The organism is Aeromicrobium sp. Leaf289, from assembly GCF_001423335.1.
Taxonomy (GTDB): Bacteria; Actinomycetota; Actinomycetes; order Propionibacteriales; family Nocardioidaceae; genus Aeromicrobium.
The window spans coordinates 661146-685557 of sequence record NZ_LMNK01000001.1 but is presented as its reverse complement, the minus strand read 5'-3'; the positions used below and the strand labels follow the sequence as shown (position 1 = coordinate 685557).

The following is a 24412-nucleotide window of genomic DNA, read 5'->3' as shown; positions in this document are numbered from 1 at the left end:
CAGCCTGCACCGACACGTCGCGCTCAGTCCTCGTCGTCGTCGAGGCGGGCCAGCCAGGTCGCCAGCCGCTCGACCGGCACCTCGAAGTCGGGGTGCTGGTCGACGAACTCGACGAGCCGGTCGGCCAGCCACGCGAAGGACACGTCCTCCTCGCCGCGGCGGGCCGCCAGCTCCTCGATGCCTCGATCGGTGAAGTACACGGGTCAGGCGAACGCGGCGTCCATGAGCTCGCGCTGCTCGACGTCGTGCCGCGCCTTCGAGCCGACCGCCGTCGTGGACGACGCCGGACGCGAGACGACCGTGAGCGAGCCGGACGCGACGGCCTCGGGGTAGTGCAGCGCCGCGTCGGGCCACGGGCCCTGGTTGGCCGGCTCGTCCTGCACCCAGCGCACGGCCTTGAGGCCGCTGAACCGGGCGAGCTCGGACTTGATCTGCTCCACCGGACGCGGGTACAGCTGCTCGAGCCGCACGATCGCCGTGGTCGGGTTGTCGCCCTCGCGCTTGGCGCGCTCCTCGAACAGGTCGTGCGAGATCCGGCCCGAGCACAGCAGCACGGTGTCGACGTTCTCGGCGTCGACCGCGTCGTCGCCGATGACCGGGCGCCACTGGCCCGACGTGAACTCGTCCGGCTGCGAGGCCGCGGACTTGCGGCGCAGCAGCTGCTTGGGCGTGAACACGATGAGCGGGCGGTGCTGGCCCTCGAGCGTGTGACGGCGCAGCAGGTGGAAGTACGACGCCGACGTGGACGGCTGGGCGATCGTCATCTCGTCGTTCGCGGCGAGCTGCAGGAAGCGCTCGATGCGTGCCGACGAGTGGTCGGGGCCCTGGCCCTCGTAGCCGTGCGGCAGCAGCAGCACGACACCGGACTTCTGGCCCCACTTCGTCTCGCCCGAGGAGATGTACTCGTCGATGACGGACTGCGCGCCGTTGACGAAGTCGCCGAACTGCGCCTCCCACATGGTGAGCGCCTCGGGGCGGGCCACCGAGTAGCCGTACTCGAAGCCGAGCGCGGCGTACTCGCTGAGCAGCGAGTCGTAGATGTAGAACGTCGCCTGCTCGTCGCCGACGTGGGCCAGCGGGGTCCACTCGCTCGCGTCGTTGCGGTCGATGATCGTGGCGAAGCGTGACGAGAAGGTGCCGCGGCGCGAGTCCTGGCCGGCGAGGCGCACGGGGCGTCCGTCGAGCAGCAGCGAGCCCATGGCGAGGATCTCGCCGGTGCCCCAGTCGATCGGGCCGGTCTCGATGGACTGCGCGCGTCGCTGGAGCTGGGGCAGCACCTTCGGGTGCACCGTGAAGCCGTCGGGGACCGACGTGTAGGCCGACGAGATGGCCTTCATGGTCTCCGGCGTGATCGCGGTCTCGAGCGCACCCGCCTGCTCGGGCTTCTCGGGGTAGTCGGGGGTCCGCGTGTACTCCAGCTCGCCCGAGGACGCCTCCTTGACGTCGGCGAAGTTGCGCTCCAGCTGCGACTGGTAGTCGGCCAGGGCCGCCTCGGCCTCCTCGATCGTGATGTCGCCACGACCGACCAGCGCCTCGGTGTAGAGCTTGCGCACCGACTTCTTGGCGTTGATCGTGTCGTACATCAGCGGCTGGGTGAACGAGGGGTCGTCGCCCTCGTTGTGACCGCGACGGCGGTAGCAGACGAGGTCGATCACGACGTCCTTGTTGAACGTCTTGCGGTACTCGTAGGCGAGGTCGGCGACGCGGATGCACGCCTCCGGGTCGTCGCCGTTGACGTGGAAGATCGGCGCCTGCACCATGCGGGCGACGTCGGTGCAGTACGTGGAGGACCGCGACGACGACGGGCTGGTGGTGAAGCCGACCTGGTTGTTGACGATCAGGTGGATCGTGCCGCCGGTGCGGTAGCCGCGCAGCTGCGAGAGGTTGAGCGTCTCGGCCACGACGCCCTGGCCGGCGAACGCGGCGTCGCCGTGCACGAGCACCGGCAGCACCGGGAACTCGGCGCCACGGTTCAGGCGGTCCTGCTTGGCGCGCGTGATGCCCTCCAGCACGGGGTCGACGACCTCGAGGTGCGACGGGTTGGCCGCGACGGAGACCTTGATCGTGTCGCCGTGCTCGGAGCGGAACTCACCCTCGACGCCCAGGTGGTACTTGACGTCGCCGGAGCCCTGCACGGTGCGCGGGTCGATGTTGCCCTCGAACTCGCGGAAGACGGTGCCGGGGCTCTTGCCCGCGATGTTCACGAGGACGTTGAGGCGACCGCGGTGGGCCATGCCGATGCAGACCTCCTCGAGGCCGTCGCCGGCTGCCTCCTCGCAGATCTCGTCGAGCAGCGGGATCGTGGTCTCGCCACCCTCGAGGCTGAAGCGCTTCTGCCCGACGAACTTCGTCTGCAGGAACGTCTCGAAGGCCTCGGCCTGGTTGAGCTTGAGCAGGATGCGCAGCTGCTCCTCGCGCGGAGGCTTGGTGTGCCCGACCTCGATGCGGTCCTGGAGCCACTGGCGCTCGCCCGGGTCCTGGATGTGCATGTACTCCAGGCCGATGGAGCGGCAGTAGGAGTCGCGCAGCACGCCGAGGATCTCGCGCAGCTTCATGAACCGCTTGCCGCTGCCGCTCGCGAAGGAGCCGGTGGCGAACTCGCGGTCGAGGTCCCACAACGTGAGGCCGTGCGACGCGGTGTCGAGGTCCGGGTGGCTGCGCTGGCGGTACTCCAGCGGGTTGGTGTCGGCCATGAGGTGGCCGCGCACGCGGAACGCGTGGATGAGCTCGAGCACGCGCGCCTGGCGGTGCACCTCGTCGTCGTGGCTGACGGCGATGTCCTGGGCCCAGCGGATGGGCTCGTACGGGATGCGCAGCGCGCGGAAGATCTCGTCGTAGAAGCCCTCCTCGCCCAGCAGCATCTGGTGGAGACGGCGCAGGAACTCACCGGACTGCGCGCCCTGGATGACGCGGTGGTCGTAGGTGGACGTGAGCGTCATCATCTTGCTGACGGCCAGGTTGGCGATCGTGTGCTCGGACGCGCCCTGGAACTCCGGCGGGTAGTCCATGGAGCCGACGCCGACGATGACGCCCTGGCCCTTCATGAGCCGGGGGACGGAGTGGTTGGTGCCGATGCCGCCGGGGTTGGTGAGGCTGACGGTGGTGCCGAGGAAGTCGGAGACCTCGAGCTTGCCGTCGCGCGCCTTCTTGACCATGGCCTCGTAGGCCTGCCAGAACTGCGCGAAGGTCATGGTCTCCGCGGCCTTGATCGACGGCACGAGCAGCTGACGCTCGCCCTTGGCGTTCTTGGTGTCGATCGCCAGGCCGAAGTTGACGTGCTCGGGCTTGAGCTGGACCGGCTTGCCCTTCTCGTCGACGTCGTAGCCGGTGTTCATCTCCGGCATGGACGCGATGGCCTTGACCACGGCGTAGCCGATGAGGTGGGTGAACGAGACCTTGCCGCCGCGGGCACGCGCCAGGTGGTTGTTGATCACGACGCGGTTGTCGAAGAGCAGCTTGACGGGGACGGCCCGCACGCTCGTGGCGGTAGGGACCTCGAGGCTCGCGTCCATGTTGGCCGCGGTGCGCGCGGGCGCACCCTTGAGCGGGACGCGCTGCACCTCGCCCGGACCGGACGGGGTGGGCGCCGCGGACGCCGCAGCCTTCGGCTCGGCCTTCCTGGCGGCGGGCTGTGCCTTCTTCGCCGGCTCGGCGCTCTTGGCGGGCTCAGGCTTCTCCGCGGCGGGCTCGGCCTTCTTGGCAGCGGGCTGCGCCTTGGGGGCCGGCTCGGGCTTCTCGGCGGCGGGCTGCGCCTTCGGGGCCGGCTCGGCCTTCGCGGCGGGAGACTTCGTGGCCGTGCTGCCGTTGGCCGACGGGGCGCTGCCGTTGCTCGCGGCCAGCGCTGCTCCGTCGCCCTCCTCGAAGAACGTCACCCAGGTCTGGTCGACGGAGGAGGGGTCGGCCCGGTACTGGTCGAACATCTCCTCGACGAGCCACTGGTTCGTCCCGAAATCGGGGGTTGACGGGTCATGTGAGGACTCGGCCACGGCCTCGATCGCCTCTTCCGGTTGGTTCCCTGCGCACTGGACACGGTGCGGCTCCAGGGTAGCGCGGAGGGTCCGACGCCGAACGCCCGGTTCGACCACCGCGGAGCCGTGCTCTCACCGTGCCACGGCGACGTCGACGGCGCAGCGTTTCGCGAGCCTCGAGACGGTGCTCGGCGCAGGCTCAGGACGCCGCGACGCGGGCCTCGGCGAGCCCGTGGAAGGTGGCGAGGGCCTGCGCCTCCTCGTCGAGGGCCGAGCGGTGTCGCGGCGACAGCGACGCGTCGGTCCGCACCGTGACCTCGAGCCGACCCGCGCTCACCGAGCGGTTCCAGCTCCCGGCGAGGCGACCGTCGAGGACCAGGATCCCGACCCCACCCAGGACGTCGTCGTAGCGGGGACCCACCTCGGCCCGCAGGTCGCCGTCGCGCGCGTGGGAGATCAGCTCGTCGAAGTTCGCGAGCAGCAGCACCGGCGGGACGTCGACGCGCTCGGACTCGAGGGCGCCGGCATCGACGTCGGTCCACAGCGAGCGACCCGCGACCTGCACCTCGTGCAGGCCCGCGTCGACGAGGGCGCGCCGCGCCTGCGTGAGCGTGAGGCTGGACCACCAGGCGAGGTCGGCGGCACCGGCCGGCCCGTGTCCGCGCACGTAGGTGGCGGCCAGCCACGCCCGGGCTGCCTGGGCGTCGAGGGGGGACGGGGTGAGGACGACGGGGTGGTAGCGGTGCTGGGTGCCGGGGTCGCGCCGACCCGCGATCTCCCCCCGCAGCTCCGCCGCCATCACGACGTGGGCCAGGACGTCGCCCCGGGCGGGCAGACCCGCGGCGGCGAGGCGGTCGGCGATGACGTCGCGGGTGCACCCCGGCGTGTCCCGGACCGCGGCGGAGACCACCTCGCTCGAGGCCACGAGGGTCGCCTCGTCGACACCCTGACGACGGACGTGCGGGACGACCTGGGCCATCACGCGGTCGCCCGCGGCCGCCACGACGAGCGGGAGGTCGTCGAGGTGCACGTGGTGCCAGGTCGTGCGCAGGGCGTGGGTCCGCACGACCCGGCCGACGTCGAGGGCGTCCAGCACCTGGGTCAGCGTGGCGCCGCACCGCCGCCCGATGCTCCACGGCGCCGTGGTGTGCTCCTGCGACTGCACGGCGCCGAGGTGACGCACGACCGCGACGGGATCGGGCAGGCCGGGTCCCACGAGTCGTTGCGACCGCAGGCGGTAGGGAGCGAGGGACTGGCGCACGAGGCCATCGTGACACCGGGCGCGGACACCACTGTCCCTCGAAGACGCTCCGACGTCCCGCGTCAGTCGCCGAGCACGGCCTTCACGGCCTCGACGACCTTGGCCCCCGCCTTCACGTTCTTGCGGCCGTCGAGGAGGGCCTTGGGCTTGTCGTCGAGGCCGCCGGCGACGACCTCGAGGTTCGCGCCGCTGGCGGCCGGGGTCACGGTGGCCAGGTACTCGTGGCCCCAGGAGAAGGCGGTCTTGCCGCTCGTGAACGCGATGGTGCGCGACGCGTCGTCGCGCGTGGTGAGGGTGTAGGAGCCGGACTCGACCGTCTCGACGAGCGCGCCGAAGGTTCGGTCCGCATCGTGCGCGGTCGTGATGGCGGTGGTCTTCGGTGCGTGCATGGGTTCCTCCCGATGGCGTCGCGGCTGCTGCCGTGGTGGTCACGACGCTAGGGCATGGGGTCCGTGCCGGTGCGCCGCACGGACCGAACCGGGGCTCCGGCACCCGCTGCGAGGCATGGCAGCATCGGGGCATGCGGACCCCCATCGAGGAGTACATGGCGCAGCTGCTCGACTCGTGTGGCAAGGACGGTGGGGCGGTGGCCGACTACGTGCCCGAGCTCGCGAACGCCGACCCCGACCGGTTCGCCGTGGCCTTCGCGACGCCCGACGGGAAGGTCTACAGCCGTGGCGACACGGACGTCGCCTTCTCGATCCAGTCGATCTCCAAGCCTTTCACGTACGCCCTGGCGATCGCCGACCGTGGTCTCGACGAGGTCCTGCGGCACATCGACGTGGAGCCGTCGGGCGACGCGTTCAACGAGATCTCGCTCGACCCGGTCTCGGGACACCCACGCAACCCGATGATCAACGCCGGTGCGATCGCTGCGCACTCCCTGGTCGAGGGGGCCGGTCACGAGGAGCGCACGGGTCGCATCCTCGACCTCTACTCGAGCCTCGCCGGGCGCCGGCTCGACGTCGACGAGGCGGTCTTCGAGTCCGAGCTCGCCACGGCCGACCGCAACATGGCGATCGCCTACATGCTGCGGACGGTCGGCACCCTGGAGGGTGAGCCGCAGGACGTGGTGCGTGGGTACACCCGACAGTGCTCGGCCGCGGTCACGGTCGAGGACCTGGCCCGGATGGCCGCCGTGCTGGCATCGGGTGGGCGCTCGCCGGACGGCGAGCAGCTCATCGAGCAGGCGGTCAACCGACAGGTCCTGAGCGTCATGGCCACCTGTGGCATGTACGACGCGGCAGGCGACTGGCTCACCACCGTCGGCATCCCGGCCAAGAGCGGCGTCGCGGGCGGACTCATCGGGGTGCTCCCCGGTCAGCTGGGCATCGCGGTGTTCTCGCCGCGTCTCGACGCCCACGGGAACAGCACCCGCGGCGTGAAGGTGTTCGGACGGCTGAACCAGGACATGGGCCTGCACCTCATGGATGCGGCCGAGGGTGCGCGGTCGGTCGCGCGACGCTACGTGGAGGGCGGCGTCCCGGTGCAGGAGGTGGCCGGCGACCTTCGATTCGTGGAGGCGGAGCGGGTGCTGCGGTCGTTCGAGCAGGAGCCGGGAGGAACGAACGTCGTGGTCGTCGACCTGGACCGGGTCCACCACGTCAACGACATCGCCCGACGGATGGTGCTGGAGGGCATCCGGCGTCTCCACGAGGACGGGCACCCGGTGCGGATCGTCGATCCGTCGAGGGTGCTGGGCGAGCCCGAGACCGGCGACGGGGAGATCGTGCGAGGTGAGCAGCCCCGCGGTGGCTTCGTCCCCGAGTCGTTCGAGGACGTCGCCACCGCGGTGCGCTCCTAGCGCGGGCTGCCTGGCGGCTCAGGACTCCAGTGCGGCGTCGAGGGTGATCTCCTCGACCGACGCGAGCGCCTTGCTGAGCGGGCAACCGGTCTTGGCCTCCTCGGCCGCCTCGAGGAACCCGGCCTCGTCGACTCCCTCCACCTCACCGCGGACGGTGAGCGCGATCTTCGTGATCTTGAAGCCGCCGTCGGCGTCGTCCTTCCCGAGGGAGACGTCGGCCTTGGTCTCGATGGAGTGGACGGTGCCGCCCTTCTGGCCGAGCAGTGCGGTCAGCTGCATCGTGTAGCAGGCCGAGTGCGCGGCGCCGAGGAGCTCCTCGGGGTTGGTCGCGCCGCCCCCGTCGTCGGAAGAGCGCTTCGGGAAGGACATCTCGAACGTCCCGAGGCCGGAGCTGCTGAGCTCGACCTGGCCGGAACCGTCCTCGAATCCGCCGTTCCAGGCGGTGCGTGCGGAGCGTGTGGGCATGGGTGACTCCCTTGCATCGGGTGCTGGTGCTTGCGAGGTCGACGCTACGGTCGTCGTGGCGGGACGCAAGCCGATCCGCTCCTCGGGCGTCACTCCAGCGTGAGGTCCTTGAACCACGAGTCGGTCACGTAGTCGGTCTCCCAGCCGAGCGACAGGTAGAGCTGGTCGGCCGACGTGGGGGAGTCGTCGTCGACCTCGAGGCCGACGCGGTTGCGTCCGCGACGGGCGGCGTCGCTGATGACGGCTGCGAGCAGCGACTTGGCGACGCCGCGTCCCCGGGCGTGCCGGTTGACGCCGATGTACTCGACGTACGAGCCCTCGGGTCCGCCGTCCTTGCCGGGCAGCACGGAGCAGACCACGGTGCCGGCCGGAACCTGCTCACCGTCCTCGTCGGTGACGTAGGCCAGCCACCACTGGTCCCAGCGGTGCCCAGGCTCCTCGCGCATGCGCTGGACGAACTCCGGGAACGACTCGCGGTAGTTGTTGAAGTGGTCCTCGAACGACGTCTCGAGCATGTGGTGCACGGTCTGCAGGTCCGCGGCGACCGGGAACCCGTTCTCGTGCTTCTCGACGGTGCGCACGAGCACGCCCTCGCGCGGCTCGAGCTCTGCGTCCTCCGGCGTGACCGGGCGCTCCATGTGCAGCCAGGTGCGGCGCTTGGCGTATCCCGCGTCGCGCAGCCAGCCCGCCTGCCGGGTGTCGCCGCCGAACGGACTCTCGTCGAGCCGGGTCTCGGTGATGCCGCGGATCCGTGCCATGAGGGTCGCGACGTCCTCGGCCCAGGCGTAGAAGAGGCGGGCGATCTCGTCGACCTCGGCGACGTCGCGGTCGAAGTAGCCCCACACGAGCGCACGCCCGGCCGCTCGGTCGTGCACCGTGATCCAGGCCCGCGGGACGTCGTCGTCACCCACGGCGACGAGCTGGCGTCGGGTCCACGACGCCTGTCCGGCGACCTCGTTCTCGATGCCCGCCGGGTCGACGTGCGCCTCGCCCGTGCCCTGGAGCTCGTCGAGGTGGCGCAGGGCGACGAGGGCCTCCACGTCTCCGTAGGTCGGGACGCGGGCGACCCATGGCGCAGGCAGCTCGGGGACGTCGGGCTCGGTGGGCGGCACGTTCTCGTCGGCTGGGCTCATCGAGACACGAGTCTCCCACTTCCGCCGTCCGGCGCGCACGGGGCCAAGGTGACGCAGGATTCTGCGTTCGTGCGCACGGCGCGTTCGACGAAGCGGTCAGGAGGGACGCAGCGCCTGCTCGACGAGCTCGACGACCGAGATCTCGACCTGGTCGCCGGGGAGAGCGGCCCGCGACTCCAACCAGCTGAGCACCTCAGCCGGATCGACGTGAGCGCCGGTCCATCGGCTCGCGTCCACGAGCGCTCGTTCGTCGACGCCGGTGGGCACGCGGCTCCAGGCGACGCCGACAGTCTCCAGCCACATCACCCAGGTCGGCGCGGCTGCATCACTGACGCACGCGCACAGCCACAGGGCCACCGGGCTCGATGGACGCAGGTACGGCGAGATCAACGGTCGGCGTGTGGCGCGAACGTCGAGCGCCGCCTCGACGTCGGGGACGAGCGGGTCCTCGGCGGGCAGGTCGAGGTCCACGGCGGAAGCGTAGCGACGGGTGGACGTGCTTCTCAGGATCCGCAGGTCGCTCGTCGGCACCGAACTGCGACGGCCTCGGAAGGCTCGCTCAGCGCCAGCCGAGCTCGGGCGCGACGTGCTTCAGGATGCTCTCCACCACGTGGGCGTTGTACTCGACGCCCAGCTGGTTGGGCACGGTGAGCAGCAGGGTGTCGGCGGCCTCGACGGCGGAGTCCTCGCGCAGCTGCTCCACGAGCTGGTCCGGCTCGGCTGCGTAGGTCTTGCCGAATCGTGCGCGGCCACCGTCGATGTAGCCGACCTGGTCGTCCCCGCCCGAGCCGCCGAAGTACGCACGGTCACGGTCGTCGACGAGGGCGAAGATGCTGCGGCTCACCGACACGCGCGGCTCGCGGTCGTGCCCCGCCTCCTTCCACGCGTCGCGGAACCGCTGGATCTGCTCGGCCTGCAGCTCGTGGAACGGCACCCCGGTGTCCTCGGTGAGGAGCGTGGAGCTCATGAGGTTCATGCCCTGCTGCGCGGTCCACTCGGCGGTCGCTCGGCTGCCGGCGCCCCACCAGATGCGGTCGCGCAGGCCGGGGGAGTGCGGCTCGGGGCGCAGGAGGCCGGGAGGGTTGGGGAACATCGGACGCGGATTCGGCTCGGCGAAGCCCTCGCCCTCCAGCACGTGGAGGAGCACCTGCGTGTGCTGGCGTGCCAGGTCGGCGTCGCTCTGGCCCTCGCTCGGCACGTAGCCGAAGTAGCGGTAGCCGTCGATCACCTGCTCCGGTGATCCGCGGCTGATGCCGAGCTGGAGCCGACCGTCGCTGATGAGGTCGGCCGCCCCCGCGGTCTCCGCCATGTACAGGGGGTTCTCGTACCGCATGTCGATGACGCCGGTGCCGATCTCGATCCGACTCGTCCGCGCGCCGACGGCGGCCAGCAGAGGGAAGGGCGACGCGAGCTGCTGGGCGAAGTGGTGCACCCGGTAGTAGGCCCCGTCGCCACCCAGGTCCTCCACGGCCTCGGCCAGCTCGATCGACTGGTGGAGCACGTCGGAGGCGCTGCGCGTGGCCGAGTGCGGCGAGTCCGACCAGTGCCCGAAGGAGAGGAAGCCGATGTTCTTCATGCCCACGTCAAGCATCGGGACCGGCCCGACATTCCCTCGTGATCGATGGTCATGGTCCGATGTCCTCGTGACCGCAGCCGACGACACCGCTCCCACCGGCCTCCTGCACCTGGTTCCCGCCTCCGACTGGACGGCCGAGCCCGACCGCCCCTACGCGCCGGCGTCGCTGGAGACCGAGGGCTTCGTGCACTGCTCGCCCGACGTGGCCACCACGCTGGCGGTCGCCACGGCGTTCTACTCCGATGCGCCGCGTCCGCTGCTGGTGCTCCACCTGGACGAGTCCCGACTGCGGGCTCCCGTCGTGCGCGAGGCGGCCGTCCCGGTGCCGCCGCCGGGCGTGGGGGACGACGTGCTCTTCCCCCACGTGCGCGGGCCGCTCGACCGCGACGCCGTGGTGCGGGTGCAGCAGGTCGTGTGGAGCGGTTCGTCCGCGGTTGACCTCGTGGAGTCCGCACCTGCGATGATGGGCGTCACGGTTCGGGGCACGGATGGGCGTGGTGTGTGAGCGAGACACGATCGGATGCACGGACGGCGGCGACGTCCATGGTCGAGCTGGTGCGCCGCGAGCTGGGTCTCAACGTCGCCTTCATCAGCGAGATCGAGGGTGACCGGCGCACGTTCCGGGCGCTCGTCTCCGACGTCGACCTGCCCATCGAGATCGGCTTCAACGAGCCGTACGAGGGCACGTACTGCGAGATGATCACGAGCGGGAAGCTCGAGGAGGTCGTCCCCGACACGTCGCGTGACCCGCTCACCGTCGATGCGTTCCACACCTCCTACCTGGGCATCGGCGCCTACGTGGGCGTGCCGATGATGCGCCGCAGCGGGGAGCTGTTCGGGACGCTCTGCGCGTTCTCGCGGAAGCCACGCCCCGACCTGTCGCCCGCCCAGGCGGAGGTCCTGCGGGCCACGGCCGTGCTCATCATGCGGCTGATCGAGGTGGAGGAGGAGGTCGACGGCAGGCTGCGCGACCTCGCCGCCACGGTCGACGAGGCGCTCGAGGCCGGGACGACGATCGACCTGCTGCCCGTCGTCGAGGTCGCCACCGGGGCGGTCGTCGGCCACGAGGCGGTCGCCCGGTTCGGCGACGGGGTGCCGTTCCGCCGTCGGCTCGCCGAGGCCCGCGAGCTGGGTCGAGGGGTCGAGCTGGAGCTGTCGGTCCTGACCCAGACCCTTGCGGCGGTGGAGGACTCCACCGTCCCCGTGGTCAGCACCTCGCTGTCGGCCGAGGCGCTCCGCGATCCGGCGTTCCAGGCCCTGATCTCGGCCATGCCGCCCTCGCGGCTCATGCTCCGCTTCGACGTCGACGAGAAGATCGACGACTACGAGGAGCTCACCCACCTGCTGCAGCCGCTCCGTCTGCTCGGGGCCCGGGTCGCGGTCGACCGCGTCGGCGACGGGTCGGCCGACCTGCGCCACATCCTGCTGCTCTCGCCCGACGTCATCCGCATCGATGCCTCCCTCGTCCAGGGCCTCTCCGAGGACCCGAGTCGACGGGTGCTGGTGGAGTCGATCGCGACGCTGGCCGCGAAGATCGAGGCCGACGCCGTCGCGCTCGGGGTGTCGTCGGACCAGGACCTCGCCTGGATGGAGGAGCTCGGCATCACCCACGTGGTGCGCGAGCTGTAGCGCTGGGCTCCTGCCGTCGCCGACGAGCGGAGAAGTTGGACGTCCGTATCCTCGAAGCGGGCTCGCACCCACGTGAGCCCGTGGGCGCCCCTGCTCTCCTTGTACGAGAGCAGGGGCGCTGCCACCGGCCGCTACCAGGGGATGAAGCGATCGGCGCGGGGCTGACACTAGGGCCTCCGAGCCTGCGTGAGGGCTTCTGTCGCAAGGATGTCACCGAGAGTTACATTTCTCACGTGGAAGACCCGCCGCAGCTCGAGAAGGCGCGCCGACGGAGCGCACGCGTCCACGAGTGGTGATACTCGCGGTATCCGACGCTGACGGCACGACAGGAGACGGCATGTCGATCCAGCACCAGATCAGGTCGCAGGCGGGGGCCCGCGCGGCCAGCACCCTGCGGTGGGGCCTCGGGCACGCCCTGCCCAGGGCTGCCATCCGTGGCTCGTCCAAGCGGGGCGACCTGCACGGTCGTCTGATCGAGGCGTCCGACGAGGCCGAGACCTTCGCGCTGTTCGACCAGATCCGCGCCGGGGGACCGCTGCACCGCGCGAGGTTCGCCTACGTCACGGCCACGCAGCCGGTGGTCAAGGAGGTGCTGACGAGTCCCGACATGCGGACCGGCATCGACTTCGGGCCGGGCGGACCGCTGGCCAAGGTCAGTGGCTGGGCCTTCCGGTCGGCGCCGCTCGGCCCGCTGACCCCGCCGTCGCTCCTGGTCACCGAGCCGCCGGACCACACCCGGTACCGCAAGCTCGTCACCCGCGTCTTCTCGGTGAAGGCCGTGCAGGGTCTGCGGGAGCGCACCCAGCAGATCGCCGACGAGCTGCTCGACGGCCTCGACCCGACCCGGCCCGTGGACCTGGTCGAGGCCTACTGCTCGCAGCTGCCGGTCACGGTGATCGCCGAGATCCTCGGTGTGCCGAGGGAGGACCAGCACCGGGTCCTGCGCTTCGGCACCGGCGCGGCGCCCTCGCTCGACCTCGGGCTGTCGTGGTCGGTCTTCCGTCGGGTCGAGTCGTCGTTGACCGAGTTCGACCGGTGGCTCGAGCAGCACATCGAGAAGGTGCGCCGAGAGCCCGGGGACGACCTGCTGAGCCAGCTGGTGACCGCGCACGACGACGGGGAGGTGCTGAGCGACGCCGAGCTCAAGTCCACCGCAGGGCTGGTGCTGGCGGCCGGCTTCGAGACGACGGTGAACCTGCTGGGGAACGGGATCCGGCTGCTGCACGACCACCCCGACCAGCTCGCCGTGCTGCGCGAGGACCCCACCGTGTGGCCGAACGCCGTCGACGAGGCCCTGCGCCACGACCCGCCGGTGCTCCTCACCGGACGCATGGCGGCGCGTGACACCGAGATCGCCGGCGAGCGAGTGCCGCGCGGCTCGATGGTCACCACCCTGCTGGCCGGTGCCAACCGCGATCCCGAGGTCTTCGCCGACCCGGCGCGCTTCGACGTGACCCGTGCCAACGCGGGCGACCACGTGTCGTTCTCCTCGGGACGGCACTACTGCCTCGGAGCGGCGTTGGCCCGCATGGAGGGCGAGGTCGGCCTGCGCACGATCTTCGAGCGGTTCCCGGACCTACGGCTCGAGCCGGGTGCCACCCGCCGACCCACCCGCATCCTGCGGGGCTACGCGACGCTCCCGGCCACGCTCGCACCGTGAGTGCGCCGAGGCTGCGGCCACGACGCACGAGTGCCCCCGGGAGGATTCGAACCTCCGCTTCCGCCTCCGGAGGGCGGCGCTCTATCCCCTGAGCTACGGGGGCCTGATGGGTACCGCGCGAGGGCGGAACCCGATCTGGCCGAGTGCGGTGTGAGCCTACCGCACGGCCGATACCGTGGGACCCGTGCCCACCGTCCTGGTTGCCGACGACACGCCGTCGATCCGGTTCCTCATCCGGACGAACCTGGAGCTCGCCGGGTTCGACGTCGAGGAGGCGGTCGACGGTCTGGACTGCCTGGAGAAGCTGCGCGAGTCGGCCGACCGAGGGACCCTCCCCGACGTGATCACGGTCGACGTGATGATGCCGCGGCAGGACGGTGTCAGCACGGTGCACGCCATCCGGTCGGACCCCCGGCTGCGGCACCTCGGCGTGGTGATGGTGACCACCCAGAACCACCCGGCCGACGTCCAGCGGGGCGTCAAGGCCGGCGTCGACGCCTACGTGACGAAGCCCTTCGACCCCGACTTCCTCGTGGCCACGGTCCGCGACGTCATCCGCCAGCGCGCGCAGGACTGACGGGGCCGCACCTGCGGGTCGTTCCCGCGGCGCGGCGGGGCGTCGCTGCTCGATAGGCTGGCCGGGTGACTCCCGAGCAGCTCAGCGACGTGATCGTGTCCGCCCTCTCCCGGCTCGCCGACGAGGGTCGTCTGAGCCTGCCCGACGGCGTGCCGACACAGGTGCGCGTCGAGCGTCCGAAGGTCAAGGAGCACGGCGACTACGCCACGAACATCGCGCTGCAGCTGGGCAAGAAGGCCGGGCTGAACCCGCGCGACCTGGCCACCGACCTGGCCGCCGTCCTTGCCGAGCACGACGGCGTCAGCGCGGCCGAGGTCGCCGGGCCCGGGTTCCTCAACCTGCGGGTCGCCGCCTCCGCCCAGGGACAGGTCGCCGAGAAGGTGCTGCAGGGCGGAGCCTCCTATGGCCGCAGCGACCTCTACGCCGGCCAGAAGGTGAACCTCGAGTTCGTCAGCGCCAACCCCACCGGGCCGATCCACATCGGCGGCGTGCGCTGGGCCGCCGTGGGCGACTCGCTCGGCCGACTCCTCTCCTTCGCCGGCGCCGACGTCACCCGCGAGTACTACTTCAACGACCACGGGGCACAGATCGACCGGTTCGCCCGGTCCCTCCTGGCGTCCGCCCGCGGACAGGACGCACCGCAGGACGGCTACGGCGGCCAGTACATCCACGACATCGCCGCCGACGTCGTCGCCAAGCACCCCGACGCCGCCTCGCTCCCCGACGCCGAGGCCGTCGAGCTGTTCCGCGCCGAGGGCGTCGACCAGATGTTCGCGGAGATCAAGGCGTCGCTGCACGACTTCGGCGTCGACTTCGACGTCTACTTCCACGAGAACGACCTGCACGAGTCCGGTGCCGTGGATCGCGCCATCGCTCGCCTCGACGAGCTGGGCAAGATGTACGAGCGCGACGGCGCCCGCTGGCTGCGCACGTCCGACTACGGCGACGACAAGGACCGTGTGGTCGTCAAGTCCGACGGGCAGGCCGCGTACATCTCCGGCGACCTCGCCTACTACCTCGACAAGCGCGAGCGCGGTTTCGACCGGTGCCTGATCATGCTCGGCGCCGACCACCACGGGTACGTCTCCCGGATGCTGGCCATGTGCGCGGCCTTCGGTGACGAGCCGGGCGTCAACCTCGAGCTGCTCATCGGGCAGATGGTCAACCTGCTGCGCGACGGCCAGCCGCTGCGGATGAGCAAGCGGGCCGGCACGGTGATCTCGCTCGAGGACCTGGTCGAGGCCATCGGTGTCGACGCCGCCCGGTACGCGCTGGCGCGGTACTCCACCGACTCCCAGATCGACCTCGACCTGGACCTGTGGGCGAGCACCACGAACGACAACCCCGTCTACTACGTCCAGTACGCGCACGCCCGCCTGTCGAGCATCCTGCGCAACGCCACCGACCTCGGCATCGAGCACGGGCTCGACCGGTTCGACCCGGGACTGCTCGAGCACGAGAAGGAGGGTGACCTCCTGCGGGCGCTCGCCAGCTTCCCGGAGGTCGCGGCACGCGCCGCCGAGCTGCGGGAGCCGCACCGGGTGGCTCGCTACCTCGAGCGGACCGCGGCGGCGTTCCACGCCTTCTACGCCGTCTGTCGGGTGCTGCCCCAGGGCGACGAGGACGTGAGCGACGTCCACCGCGCGCGCCTCGTCCTCGTCGACGCCACGCGCCAGGTGGTCGCCAACGGTCTGGCGCTGCTGGGCGTCTCGGCCCCGGAGCGCATGTGATGAGGTCCCACGAGGCAGGCGCCCTGCACGGACAGGCCGGCGACCGCGGACCCGCCTGGCTGCGCAAGCCAGACGACGCCGACGCGCTGGTCCCGCACCTGTGGGCCCAGAACGTGTCGAAGGTGGACGGCGTGGTCACCGTCGCGGGGGAGCCCGTCACCGACCTCGCCGAGGAGTTCGGGACCCCGCTCTACGTCATCGACGAGGACGACTTCCGGGCCCGGGCCCGGGCGTTCCGCGATGCGTTCCCCGACGCCGACGTCTACTACGCCGGCAAGGCGTTCCTCTGCGTCGCGACCGCCCGATGGGTGAACGAGGAGGGCCTCAACCTCGACGTCTGCACCGGGGGTGAGCTCGCGGTCGCGCTGCGCGCCGGCTTCCCTCCGGCCCGCATCGGCCTGCACGGCAACAACAAGTCGGTCGCCGAGCTGCGCCGTGCGCTCGAGGTGGGGGTCGGGCGGATCATCGTCGACTCGCTCGAGGAGATCGACCGTCTCGAGGCGCTGACCGCCGAGACCGGGCGCGAGGCCGCCGTCATGGTCCGCGTCACCGCCGGCGTGGAGGCCCACACCCACGAGTACATCTCCACGTCGCACGAGGACCAGAAGTTCGGCTTCTCGATCGCCGACGGTGCCGCGCTCGCCGCGGTCCGTCGTGTGCTCTCGGCGCAGCGTCCTGAGGGTGGGGGCCTGCGGCTGCTCGGCCTGCACTCGCACATCGGGTCGCAGATCTTCGTCACCGACGGCTTCGAGGTGGCCACGCGGCGCGTGCTGCGGCTGCACGCCCAGATCGCCACCGAGCTCGGCGTCACGCCGCCCGAGCTCGACCTCGGCGGGGGGTTCGGCATCGCCTACACCACCCAGGACGACCCGCGCTCGCCCGAGGACCTCGCCGGCGGCCTGCTCAAGATCGTCGACGACGAGTGCGCGGCGATGGGTCTGGAGGTCCCGCGCATCTCGATCGAGCCCGGCCGGGCCATCGCCGGCCCGTCCACGTTCACGCTCTACGAGGTCGGCACCACCAAGGAGGTCGGTCTCGACGGCGGCGCCTCGCGTCGCTACGTGGCCGTCGACGGCGGGATGAGCGACAACATCCGTCCCGCGCTGTACAGCGCCGACTACTCCTGCACCCTCGCGTCGCGTCGGTCCACGTCGCACCCGGTGCTGAGCCGCGTCGTCGGCAAGCACTGCGAGAGCGGCGACATCGTGGTCAAGGACGAGTACCTCCCGGCCGACGTCGCTGCTGGCGACCTGCTGGCGGTGCCCGGGACCGGCGCCTACTGCCGATCGCTGGCCAGCAACTACAACCACGTGCCGCGGGCGGCCGTCGTCGCCGTCCGCGACGGCGAGGCTCGCCTCGTGCTGCGCCGCGAGACCGAGGACGACCTCTTCACGCTCGACGTCGGCTGAGTGGCTACGGCAGCCCCGCGAGCCTGAGCAGGGCGGTGAGGACCACGGCGATGCCGATGGTCGTGATCACCGACGCGCCGCGCCAGGCCGCCACGCCGGCCGTCGCGACCCCGACGGTGTCGGCGCCGGCGTGCCACCGGTCGCCGTCGGCGAGCACGCTGGTGACCACCAGGGCGGTGAGCAGGGCGGGTGCCATGAGCACGATGACCCCCGTGAACCGCTCCGGCAGGTCCCTCCCGCCCAGCAGCACGGGTCCGACGCCCTTCACCGCGGCCGTGGCCAGGGCGAGACCGAGGATCGTCCACCACACCGTGCTCATGCCGGGTCCTGCAGGTCCGGGCCAGGGGGGCCCTGCTCCCGAGGGCCTTGATCCCGAGGGCCTTGATCCCGAGGGCCCTGATCCCGAGGGCCCTGATCCCGACGGCCCTGATCCCGACGGCGCAGCCCCCACAGGGCCGCGAGCCCGGCCGCCAGCACGGGCACCCCGGGCGGGGCGAAGGGCACGAGGGCGAGGGCAAGCAGCCCGCCGACGACGGCCACGCCGAGCCGGTTCCGGTCACGCAGCTCCGGCAGCAGGATGCTGAGGAAGAACGCGGGGTAGATCGCGTCGAGCCCGAACCGCTCGAGGTCGCCGATGAGGTCGCCGCCGAACGCGCCGACCACCGTGCCGAGCTGCCAGGCCACCAGCTGGGGTGCCGTCGTCCCGAACAGCCGCCAGCGGTCGAACGTCCCGTCCCCGCGGGCGGCGACCGCCCACGACGAGTCGACGACGGCCTGGCCCTGCAGCCCGCGCCACCAGGCGCGGCCAGGCAGTGACGGTGCGAGCGCCACCCCCATGGGCAGGAACCGCGAGTTCATGAGCGTGCCTGCGGCGACCGCCGCGCCGGCCCCGCCACCGGTCGCGATCACGGCGACGGCCGCGAACTGGGCGGACCCGGCGAACACCACCAGCGACATCACGACGGCCGCAGCCAGGCTGAAGCCGGCCTCTCGGGCCACCACGCCGAACGACATCGACAGCAGGAACGAGGCGAGTCCGAACGGCACGCCGAGTCTCAGGCCCTCTCGGAAGGAGGACCGTTCGGCCGGGGTCACCGCGTCAGTCTGTCATCGGGTCGCGGCGAGCCGTCAGTCGGCGCAGATGGTCTGGGCGTAGAGCCCGGACTCCTCGTTCGACGACGCCTTGCGGCCGTCGACGTCGATGCGGCAGCGGATCGTGGCGTCGGCCGAGGTCTGGGCGCTCGCGAACACGTACGGTCCCGTTCCCTCGTAGACGCGGGTGAACACGACGTCCTCGCCGGCGGAGGTGAACGTCCGCTCCTTCTTCGCGGCGTCCACGACCGTGGCGGTGAACGGTCCGTCCGACGAGAACGTCACCCGGACGGCGACCTGGACCGCGGTGGTGGCCTCCCGGGTCCCCGTCGTGTCCTGCGCCGGGGCGGCCACGGTGGCCGGGCGGTCGGCCAGCAGTGACCGCACGTCGAGCACCGCCCAGACCAGGATCACGGCGACCACCACGATGGTCGCGAGACCCACCAGGGGAATCGCCCCGAGCCCACGAAGTCGACGCTTCAGGCGGCTGGATCGAGAGGACACGCGCACAGAGTAGGCGACCGCGGGACGGCGTCGGGCCTGATCGTGCGGAGCCATCGGTGGATCCGCACCATCAGGGCCCGCATCGGTGGATCATCGACCGCAGACGTCGACCTGCGGTTGAGCATCCACCGATGGGGGGAAGTGGGGGACTGGATCGGGGGCGGGGCCCGCGTCGGTCACACGAGACCGCGGTGCGGTCCGCACCCCAGGCCGGCGAGCTCGTCGTCGTGGTTGTAGACGGCGCAGCTGCGCAGGGACAGGCAGCCGCAGCCGATGCAGCCGTCGAGGTCGTCGCGCAGGCGCTGGAGGCGCTCGATCCGTCGGTCGAGGTCCTCGCGCCACCGGGCGGTGAGGCGCGCCCAGTCCCGCTTGGTGGGCGTGCGGTCGGCCGGGAGGGTCTCGAGCGCCGCACCCACCTCCGCGAGGGGGATGCCCAGCCGCTGGGAGAACTGGACGAAGGCGAGGCGACGCAGGACCTCGCGCCGGTAGCGCCGTTGGTTGCCGCTCGTCCGCGTGGCGCTGATGAGTCCACGTGACTCGTAGAAGTGCAGCGCCGACACGGCCACGCCGGAGCGCTGCGACACCTCCTGGGGCGTGAGCTGGTCGGTCGGGCGCACAGGGTCTCCTCGCTCGGCTTGACCTCAACCATACTCGAGGTTGTTGCATCAGGGCATGGCGATCGGAGCAGGGGTGGGGAGAGCGCCGACGGGGAAGCCCGTCGCGCTGTGGACGGGGCCCTTGGGCCGGACGACGGTCGGGCTCTTCGCCCTGGCGTTCCTGGTGGCCTTCGAGTCGCTGGCGGTCATCACGGTGATGCCCGAGGTGGCACGGGACCTGGACGGGCTCGGCGCGTACGCGGTCGCCTTCGCCGCGCCGATCGCCGTGAGCATCCTGTCGCGCACCGTCGCGGTGCCGTGGATCGACCGCTCCGGCCCCGGCCCGGCCCTCGCCGGGGGCGTGGCGGTCTTCGCCCTCGGGCTCCTCGCGTGCGGGACGGCGTCGACCATGACCTGGTTCCTCGTCGGACGCGCCGTCCAGGGCCTGGGAATGGGGGCGATCGGCGTCGGTCTGTACGTCGTGGTCGCGCGGGCCTACCCGGTCGACCTGCGGCCCCGGGCGCTCGCCGTCATGACGAGCGCATGGACGCTGCCGGCCGTGGTCGGACCAGCCATCGCGGGAGGGCTCGCCCACCTGCTCGGCTGGCGTGCCGTCTTCCTGATGGCCCCGGCCCTCGCGGTCGTGAGCCTCGCCGTCGCCTGGCGGCCCGTCCGGGACCTCGGTGGAGCCGTCGAGACCCCCGACCGGGCCGGTCCGGCCGCACGACGTGTCCCGGTGGCGGCCGCCGCGACGGCCGGCGGTGCGGTGCTCCTGCTCTCCGTCGCCGGCCAGCGCGCGGTCACGTGGTGGCCCTGCCTGCTCGTGGGCTCGGCGGTGCTGCTCGCGGGGGCGGTCCGGCAGCTCGTCCCGCCACGGACCTGGACCGGCGGACGGGGCCTGCCGTCGCTCATGGGTGCCAGGTCCCTGCTCGCCTCGGCCTACTTCGCCGCCGAGGTCTACGTGCCGCTCGCCCTCGTGGACCTGCACGACGTGCCGGTGGGCCTGGCAGGCGCCGTGCTGTCCGTGGCCGCCTTCACCTGGTTCGCCGGCGCGTGGGCCGTCTCGCGTCCTGAGCGCCTCGGTCCCTTCCTGGCGACCACGCAGCGTCGGGCCGCTCTCGGCGCCGGCGCCATCTGCCTGGGCATCCTGGCGGTGCCCCTCGTGCTGCTGCCGCAGGTCCCGGTCGTGCTCGTGGTCGCGGCCTGGGCCGTGGGCGGGTTCGGCATGGGTGCGGCGATGACGTCGTTCGTCACCGAGGTCCTGGCGCGGTCGGCGCCGGGGGAGCAGGCATCGAGCAGCGCGTCGCTGCAGACCAGCGACTCCGTCGCGGAGTCCACCGCGCTGGCGCTGGGGTCGGCGGTGTTCGCGTCCGTCGTGGTCCACGGCGTGGGCGCCGCCGTGCTCGCGGCCTTCGTGGTCCCGGTGGGCTGTGCGGTCGCCGCCCTCGTGGTCCTGCGTCGCGGCTTCACCTCCTGACGGGGGCCGTCCGTGCGGGGTCGGGTCTCACGGCGACCCACTGCGGCCCGGGGCGCGGTGCGGCGCCGATAGGCTGTCCGCGTGACTACCGCACCCGCCGCCGTCCGACCCCTCAAGGTCGCCCTGCTGGGCTGCGGCGTCGTCGGCTCCGAGGTCGCACGCCTGCTGACCCGCGACGGTGACGAGCTGGCCCGGCGGATCGGTGCGCCGATCGAGCTCGTCGGCATCGCCGTCCGGCGGCTCGGGCGCGACCGCGACCTCGACCTCCCGACCGACCTCTTCACGACCGACGCCCTCGCGCTCGTGTCTCGGGGCGACCTCGACGTCGTGATCGAGGTGATCGGGGGCATCGAGCCGGCCCGCGAGCTCATCCTCGCCGCACTCGAGCACGGAGCCTCCGTGGTCACGGCCAACAAGGCCCTGCTGGCCGAGGACGGGGCCCACCTGTTCGAGTCCGCCGAGAAGGCCGAGCGCGACATCGCCTTCGAGGCCGCCGTCGCCGGCGCCATCCCGATCGTCCGCCCCCTGCAGGAGTCCCTGGCCGGTGACGCCGTGGAGCGGGTGCTCGGGATCGTGAACGGCACGACCAACTTCATCCTCGACGCCATGACCACCACCGGGGCCGGCTTCTCCGAGGCGCTCGACGAGGCTCAGCGGCTCGGCTACGCCGAGGCCGACCCGACCGCCGACATCGAGGGCTTCGACGCCGCGGCGAAGGCCGCGATCATCGCCTCGCTGGCCTTCCACACCCGCGTCACCATCGGCGACGTGCACCGCGAGGGCATCACCGACGTGACCGCCGGCGACGTCCGCTCCGCCGACGAGATGGGCTGCGTGGTCAAGCTCCTGGCCATCTGCGAGAAGATCCAGACCCCCGACGGCCCGGCCGTCTCGGCGCGCGTCCACCCCGCGATGATCGCGAAGAGCCACCCGCTCGCCAGCGTGCGCGGCGCCTACAACGCCGTGTTCGTGGAGAGCGAGTCGGCCGGACGTCTGATGTTCTACGGCCCGGGGGCCGGGGGAGCGCCCACAGCGAGCGCGGTCCTGGGCGACGTCGTCTCGGTGGCGCGCAACCGCCGCCAGGGCGTGCACGGCCCGGGCGAGACCTCCCACGCCGACCTCGAGGTGCTCGACGTCGGCCGGGCGCGCACCCGCTACCACGTGTCGATCGACGTCGACGACCGCGCAGGCGTGCTCGCGTCCGTCGCCGACGCGTTCGCCGGCTTCGACGTCTCCATCAAGACGGTCCGCCAGGAGGGCCACGGGTCCGACGCACAGCTCGTCATCGTGACCCACGAGGCCGACGACGCCGCCCTGGCCGCCACGGTCGAGGCCGTGCGCGCGCTCGACATGGTGCGCGACGTCACCTCGGTCATGCGCGTGGAGGGTCTCGACCAGTGAAGGGAACACACTGATGGCACAGCCGTGGCGTGGAGTCGTCGAGGAGTACCGCGAGTGGCTCCCGGTCGACGAGCACACCCCCGTGATCACGCTGGGTGAGGGCGGGACACCTCTCGTGCACTCCACCTGGCTGTCGGCGCTCGTCAAGGGCGACGTCTGGCTCAAGGTCGAGGGCGACAACCCCACGGGGTCCTTCAAGGACCGTGGCATGACCGCCGCGATCTCGGTCGCCGTCGGTGAGGGCGCCAAGGCCGTGGTGTGCGCCTCGACCGGCAACACGTCGGCCTCCATGACGGCCTACGCCGCGCGTGCGGGCCTGACCCCGATCGTGCTCGTCCCGCACGGCAAGATCGCCACCGGCAAGATGGCGCAGGCGGTGATGCACGGCGCCGAGGTCATCCAGGTCCGTGGGGGCTTCGACGAGTGCCTCCAGCTCTCGCGCGGGCTCGCCGAGGAGTACCCGGTCGCCCTCGTGAACTCGGTCAACCCGGTGCGTCTGCAGGGGCAGAAGACGGCGTCGTTCGAGATCGTCGACGTGCTCGGCGACGCCCCCGACCTGCACGTGCTCCCCGTCGGCAACGCCGGCAACATCTCCGCCTACTGGATGGGCTTCACCGAGTACGCCGACGCCGGCCTCGCCACGCGGCGCCCCCGCATGTGGGGCTTCCAGGCGGAGGGCGCCGCACCGATCGTGCGCGGTGCGGTGGTGCCCCGCCCCGAGACCGTCGCCACGGCCATCCGGATCGGCAACCCCGCGTCGTGGCACCTCGCGGAGGCGGCTCGGGACTCCTCCGGCGGTCGCATCGACGCCGTGAGCGACGAGCAGATCCTCGACGCGCAGCGCAGGCTCGGCTCGCAGGACGGCGTGTTCGTCGAGCCGGCGTCGGCCGCGGGCGTCGCCGGTCTCCTCGCCGCCGCCGAGGCGGGCGAGATCGAGCCGGGTCTCACCATCACGGTCACGGTGACGGGCCACGGCCTGAAGGACGTCGAGACGGCGCTGTCCGGCGTCGGCTCGGTGGTCGACTCCGTGATCGACGCCGACGTGCACGACGCCGCCGCCGCTGCCGGCCTGGCCTGAGGGCGCGATGACCTCACCCTTCGTCGACCGCCCGGTGACCGTGCGCACCCCGGCGAGCAGCGCCAACCTGGGGCCGGGCTTCGACGCCCTGGGCCTGGCCCTCGACGTGCACGACGAGCTGACCGCCGAGGTGCTGCCCGGCGACGCCCTCGAGATCGTGGTCGAGGGTGAGGGTGCCGACGAGGTGAGCCGCGACGCGGGACACCTGGTCGTCCGGTCGTTCGACGCCGCGCTCGACCTCATGGGGCTGAGGCGTCCCGGCCTTCGACTCACCTGCCGGAACGTGGTCCCCCACGGACGCGGGATGGGCTCGTCGTCCGCCGCGATCGTGGGCGGCATCGTGTTGGCGAAGGCCCTCGTCGAGGGGGTCGAGGTGCTCGACGACCGGGCCACGCTGCAGCTCGCCCACGACCTCGAGGGTCACCCCGACAACGTGGCGGCCGCGCTGCTGGGCGGCCTGACGATCGCCTGGACGGAGGGGTTCGCCGCCGAGGCGCTCCGCCTCGACGTCGCGGTCCCCGTCACCCTCTTCGTGCCGGACAGCCCGGTGTCCACCGAGGCGGCTCGCGGCCTGCTGCCCGACGCCGTGCCCCACGCCGACGCCGCCGCGAACGCGGGGCGTGCGGCCCTGCTGGTGGCGGCGCTCACCCAGGCCCCGGAGCGGCTCGCGGCGGCCACCGAGGACCTCCTGCACCAGCAGTACCGGGCGTCCGCGATGCCCGACTCCTACCAGCTCGTGCGGAGCCTGCGCGTCGACGGTGTGCCGGCGGTCATCTCGGGTGCCGGGCCCACCGTGCTCGCCTTCGCGCGTGGTGTCGCCCAGGCCTGCCCCGACGGCTGGCGCGTGCTCGAGGTCGAGGTCGCGGACCGAGGTGCGCACGTCGTCGACGCCCCCTGACCCGCACGGGAGCGCGTGATCGGGGCAGGACGCCGGGGACCGGCAGCGCTGCTAGAGTGACGATCGTCGGTGTGGAGTCCGCTCCCCGACACCGTTGTTCGATCACCCGCCGTCGGCGGGTGGCCGAGGTGCCCCGGTCTTCGCCGGGAGAGTG

The 24412-nt window shown here is 72.0% G+C and carries 23 protein-coding genes and 1 tRNA gene; 11 read left to right on the top strand and 13 right to left on the bottom strand.

The window, feature by feature from the left end:
• Positions 1 to 23: 23 nt before the first annotated feature.
• The 4 genes from ASF37_RS17430 to ASF37_RS17330 form a co-directional block, all read right to left on the bottom strand.
• Positions 24 to 200: a DUF6104 family protein gene (locus tag ASF37_RS17430; RefSeq protein ID WP_156364744.1), complete on the bottom strand. Its 177-nt coding sequence runs from the start codon at positions 198 to 200 to the stop codon at positions 24 to 26.
• A 3-nt stretch (positions 201 to 203) separates the two neighbouring features.
• Positions 204 to 3986: a multifunctional oxoglutarate decarboxylase/oxoglutarate dehydrogenase thiamine pyrophosphate-binding subunit/dihydrolipoyllysine-residue succinyltransferase subunit gene (locus tag ASF37_RS03220; protein ID WP_055966855.1), complete on the bottom strand. Its 3783-nt coding sequence runs from the start codon at positions 3984 to 3986 to the stop codon at positions 204 to 206.
• Between the two features lie 181 nt (positions 3987 to 4167).
• A complete protein-coding gene (locus ASF37_RS03215) occupies positions 4168 to 5229 on the bottom strand; it encodes a winged helix DNA-binding domain-containing protein (RefSeq protein ID WP_056579083.1) in 1062 nt (353 codons plus the stop codon).
• A 62-nt stretch (positions 5230 to 5291) separates the two neighbouring features.
• Positions 5292 to 5618 carry a hypothetical protein gene (locus tag ASF37_RS17330; protein ID WP_055966860.1) on the bottom strand — a complete coding sequence of 109 codons (327 nt, stop codon included), beginning with the start codon at positions 5616 to 5618 and terminating at the stop codon, positions 5292 to 5294.
• A gap of 131 nt (positions 5619 to 5749) precedes the next feature.
• Between ASF37_RS17330 and ASF37_RS03205 the strand changes: the two genes are divergently transcribed.
• Positions 5750 to 7033: a glutaminase gene (locus ASF37_RS03205; protein WP_055966863.1), complete on the top strand. Its 1284-nt coding sequence runs from the start codon at positions 5750 to 5752 to the stop codon at positions 7031 to 7033.
• Between the two features lie 18 nt (positions 7034 to 7051).
• Here ASF37_RS03205 and ASF37_RS03200 read toward each other — a convergent pair whose 3' ends face one another.
• From ASF37_RS03200 to ASF37_RS03185, 4 genes are all read right to left on the bottom strand, one after another.
• On the bottom strand, positions 7052 to 7498 hold the full coding sequence (locus ASF37_RS03200; RefSeq protein ID WP_056579081.1) for an OsmC family peroxiredoxin: 447 nt from the start codon (positions 7496 to 7498) through the stop codon (positions 7052 to 7054).
• 89 nt (positions 7499 to 7587) lie between these two features.
• Positions 7588 to 8631: an N-acetyltransferase gene (locus ASF37_RS03195; RefSeq protein ID WP_056579079.1), complete on the bottom strand. Its 1044-nt coding sequence runs from the start codon at positions 8629 to 8631 to the stop codon at positions 7588 to 7590.
• A gap of 96 nt (positions 8632 to 8727) precedes the next feature.
• Positions 8728 to 9102 carry a hypothetical protein gene (locus ASF37_RS03190; protein ID WP_056579077.1) on the bottom strand — a complete coding sequence of 125 codons (375 nt, stop codon included), beginning with the start codon at positions 9100 to 9102 and terminating at the stop codon, positions 8728 to 8730.
• An 88-nt stretch (positions 9103 to 9190) separates the two neighbouring features.
• Positions 9191 to 10207 carry an LLM class flavin-dependent oxidoreductase gene (locus tag ASF37_RS03185; RefSeq protein ID WP_055966875.1) on the bottom strand — a complete coding sequence of 339 codons (1017 nt, stop codon included), beginning with the start codon at positions 10205 to 10207 and terminating at the stop codon, positions 9191 to 9193.
• Between the two features lie 67 nt (positions 10208 to 10274).
• Between ASF37_RS03185 and ASF37_RS03180 the strand changes: the two genes are divergently transcribed.
• The 3 genes from ASF37_RS03180 (at position 10275) to ASF37_RS03170 (ending at position 13496) form a co-directional block, all read left to right on the top strand.
• Positions 10275 to 10712 (top strand): DUF952 domain-containing protein, encoded by a 438-nt coding sequence (locus ASF37_RS03180; RefSeq protein ID WP_056576677.1) that lies wholly within the window; start codon positions 10275 to 10277, stop codon positions 10710 to 10712.
• Positions 10709 to 11836 (top strand): EAL domain-containing protein, encoded by a 1128-nt coding sequence (locus ASF37_RS03175; RefSeq protein ID WP_255353920.1) that lies wholly within the window; start codon positions 10709 to 10711, stop codon positions 11834 to 11836. The genes ASF37_RS03180 and ASF37_RS03175 overlap by 4 nt, the downstream gene beginning before the upstream one ends.
• 337 nt (positions 11837 to 12173) lie before the next feature.
• Positions 12174 to 13496: a cytochrome P450 gene (locus ASF37_RS03170; RefSeq protein WP_056579075.1), complete on the top strand. Its 1323-nt coding sequence runs from the start codon at positions 12174 to 12176 to the stop codon at positions 13494 to 13496.
• 31 nt (positions 13497 to 13527) lie between these two features.
• Here ASF37_RS03170 and ASF37_RS03165 read toward each other — a convergent pair.
• A tRNA-Arg gene (locus tag ASF37_RS03165) sits at positions 13528 to 13599 on the bottom strand.
• A gap of 81 nt (positions 13600 to 13680) precedes the next feature.
• Here ASF37_RS03165 and ASF37_RS03160 point away from each other — a divergent pair.
• The 3 genes from ASF37_RS03160 (at position 13681) to lysA (ending at position 17212) form a co-directional block, all read left to right on the top strand.
• Complete coding sequence (locus tag ASF37_RS03160) at positions 13681 to 14073, top strand: response regulator transcription factor (RefSeq protein WP_156368114.1); 393 nt, start codon at positions 13681 to 13683, stop codon at positions 14071 to 14073.
• A 65-nt stretch (positions 14074 to 14138) separates the two neighbouring features.
• Positions 14139 to 15803, top strand: coding sequence for an arginine--tRNA ligase (argS, locus tag ASF37_RS03155; RefSeq protein ID WP_056579071.1), 1665 nt, complete (start codon positions 14139 to 14141; stop codon positions 15801 to 15803).
• Positions 15800 to 17212: a diaminopimelate decarboxylase gene (gene lysA / locus ASF37_RS03150; RefSeq protein ID WP_369797011.1), complete on the top strand. Its 1413-nt coding sequence runs from the start codon at positions 15800 to 15802 to the stop codon at positions 17210 to 17212. Before argS ends, lysA begins: the two co-directional genes overlap by 4 nt.
• A 4-nt stretch (positions 17213 to 17216) precedes the next feature.
• On the opposite strand, the gene ASF37_RS03145 is transcribed toward lysA, so the two are convergent.
• The 4 genes from ASF37_RS03145 to soxR all read right to left on the bottom strand — a co-directional run bounded on the left by ASF37_RS03145 (position 17217) and on the right by soxR (position 19425).
• Entirely contained in the window at positions 17217 to 17531 is a 315-nt protein-coding gene (locus ASF37_RS03145; RefSeq protein ID WP_055966904.1) for an AzlD domain-containing protein, read from the bottom strand.
• Entirely contained in the window at positions 17528 to 18259 is a 732-nt protein-coding gene (locus ASF37_RS03140; protein WP_235499940.1) for an AzlC family ABC transporter permease, read from the bottom strand. Before ASF37_RS03140 ends, ASF37_RS03145 begins: the two co-directional genes overlap by 4 nt.
• Positions 18260 to 18340: 81 nt before the next feature.
• Positions 18341 to 18808, bottom strand: a complete 468-nt coding sequence (locus ASF37_RS03135; protein ID WP_156368113.1) for a hypothetical protein — start codon at positions 18806 to 18808, stop codon at positions 18341 to 18343.
• Positions 18809 to 18984: 176 nt separating this feature from the next.
• A complete protein-coding gene (gene soxR / locus ASF37_RS03130) occupies positions 18985 to 19425 on the bottom strand; it encodes a redox-sensitive transcriptional activator SoxR (RefSeq protein ID WP_056579067.1) in 441 nt (146 codons plus the stop codon).
• Positions 19426 to 19480: 55 nt separating this feature from the next.
• Here soxR and ASF37_RS03125 point away from each other — a divergent pair, with 55 nt between their 5' ends.
• The 4 genes from ASF37_RS03125 (at position 19481) to thrB (ending at position 24258) form a co-directional block, all read left to right on the top strand.
• Complete coding sequence (locus ASF37_RS03125; protein WP_082480766.1) at positions 19481 to 20881, top strand: MFS transporter; 1401 nt, start codon at positions 19481 to 19483, stop codon at positions 20879 to 20881.
• An 81-nt stretch (positions 20882 to 20962) separates the two neighbouring features.
• A complete protein-coding gene (locus ASF37_RS03120; RefSeq protein WP_055966917.1) occupies positions 20963 to 22282 on the top strand; it encodes a homoserine dehydrogenase in 1320 nt (439 codons plus the stop codon).
• A 13-nt stretch (positions 22283 to 22295) separates the two neighbouring features.
• The gene (gene thrC / locus ASF37_RS03115) at positions 22296 to 23360 is read left to right on the top strand and encodes a threonine synthase (RefSeq protein WP_056579065.1); all 1065 of its coding nucleotides are present in this window, start codon (positions 22296 to 22298) and stop codon (positions 23358 to 23360) included.
• A 7-nt stretch (positions 23361 to 23367) separates the two neighbouring features.
• Complete coding sequence (gene thrB, locus ASF37_RS03110; protein ID WP_055966921.1) at positions 23368 to 24258, top strand: homoserine kinase; 891 nt, start codon at positions 23368 to 23370, stop codon at positions 24256 to 24258.
• The last annotated feature ends 154 nt before the right edge of the window (positions 24259 to 24412 follow it).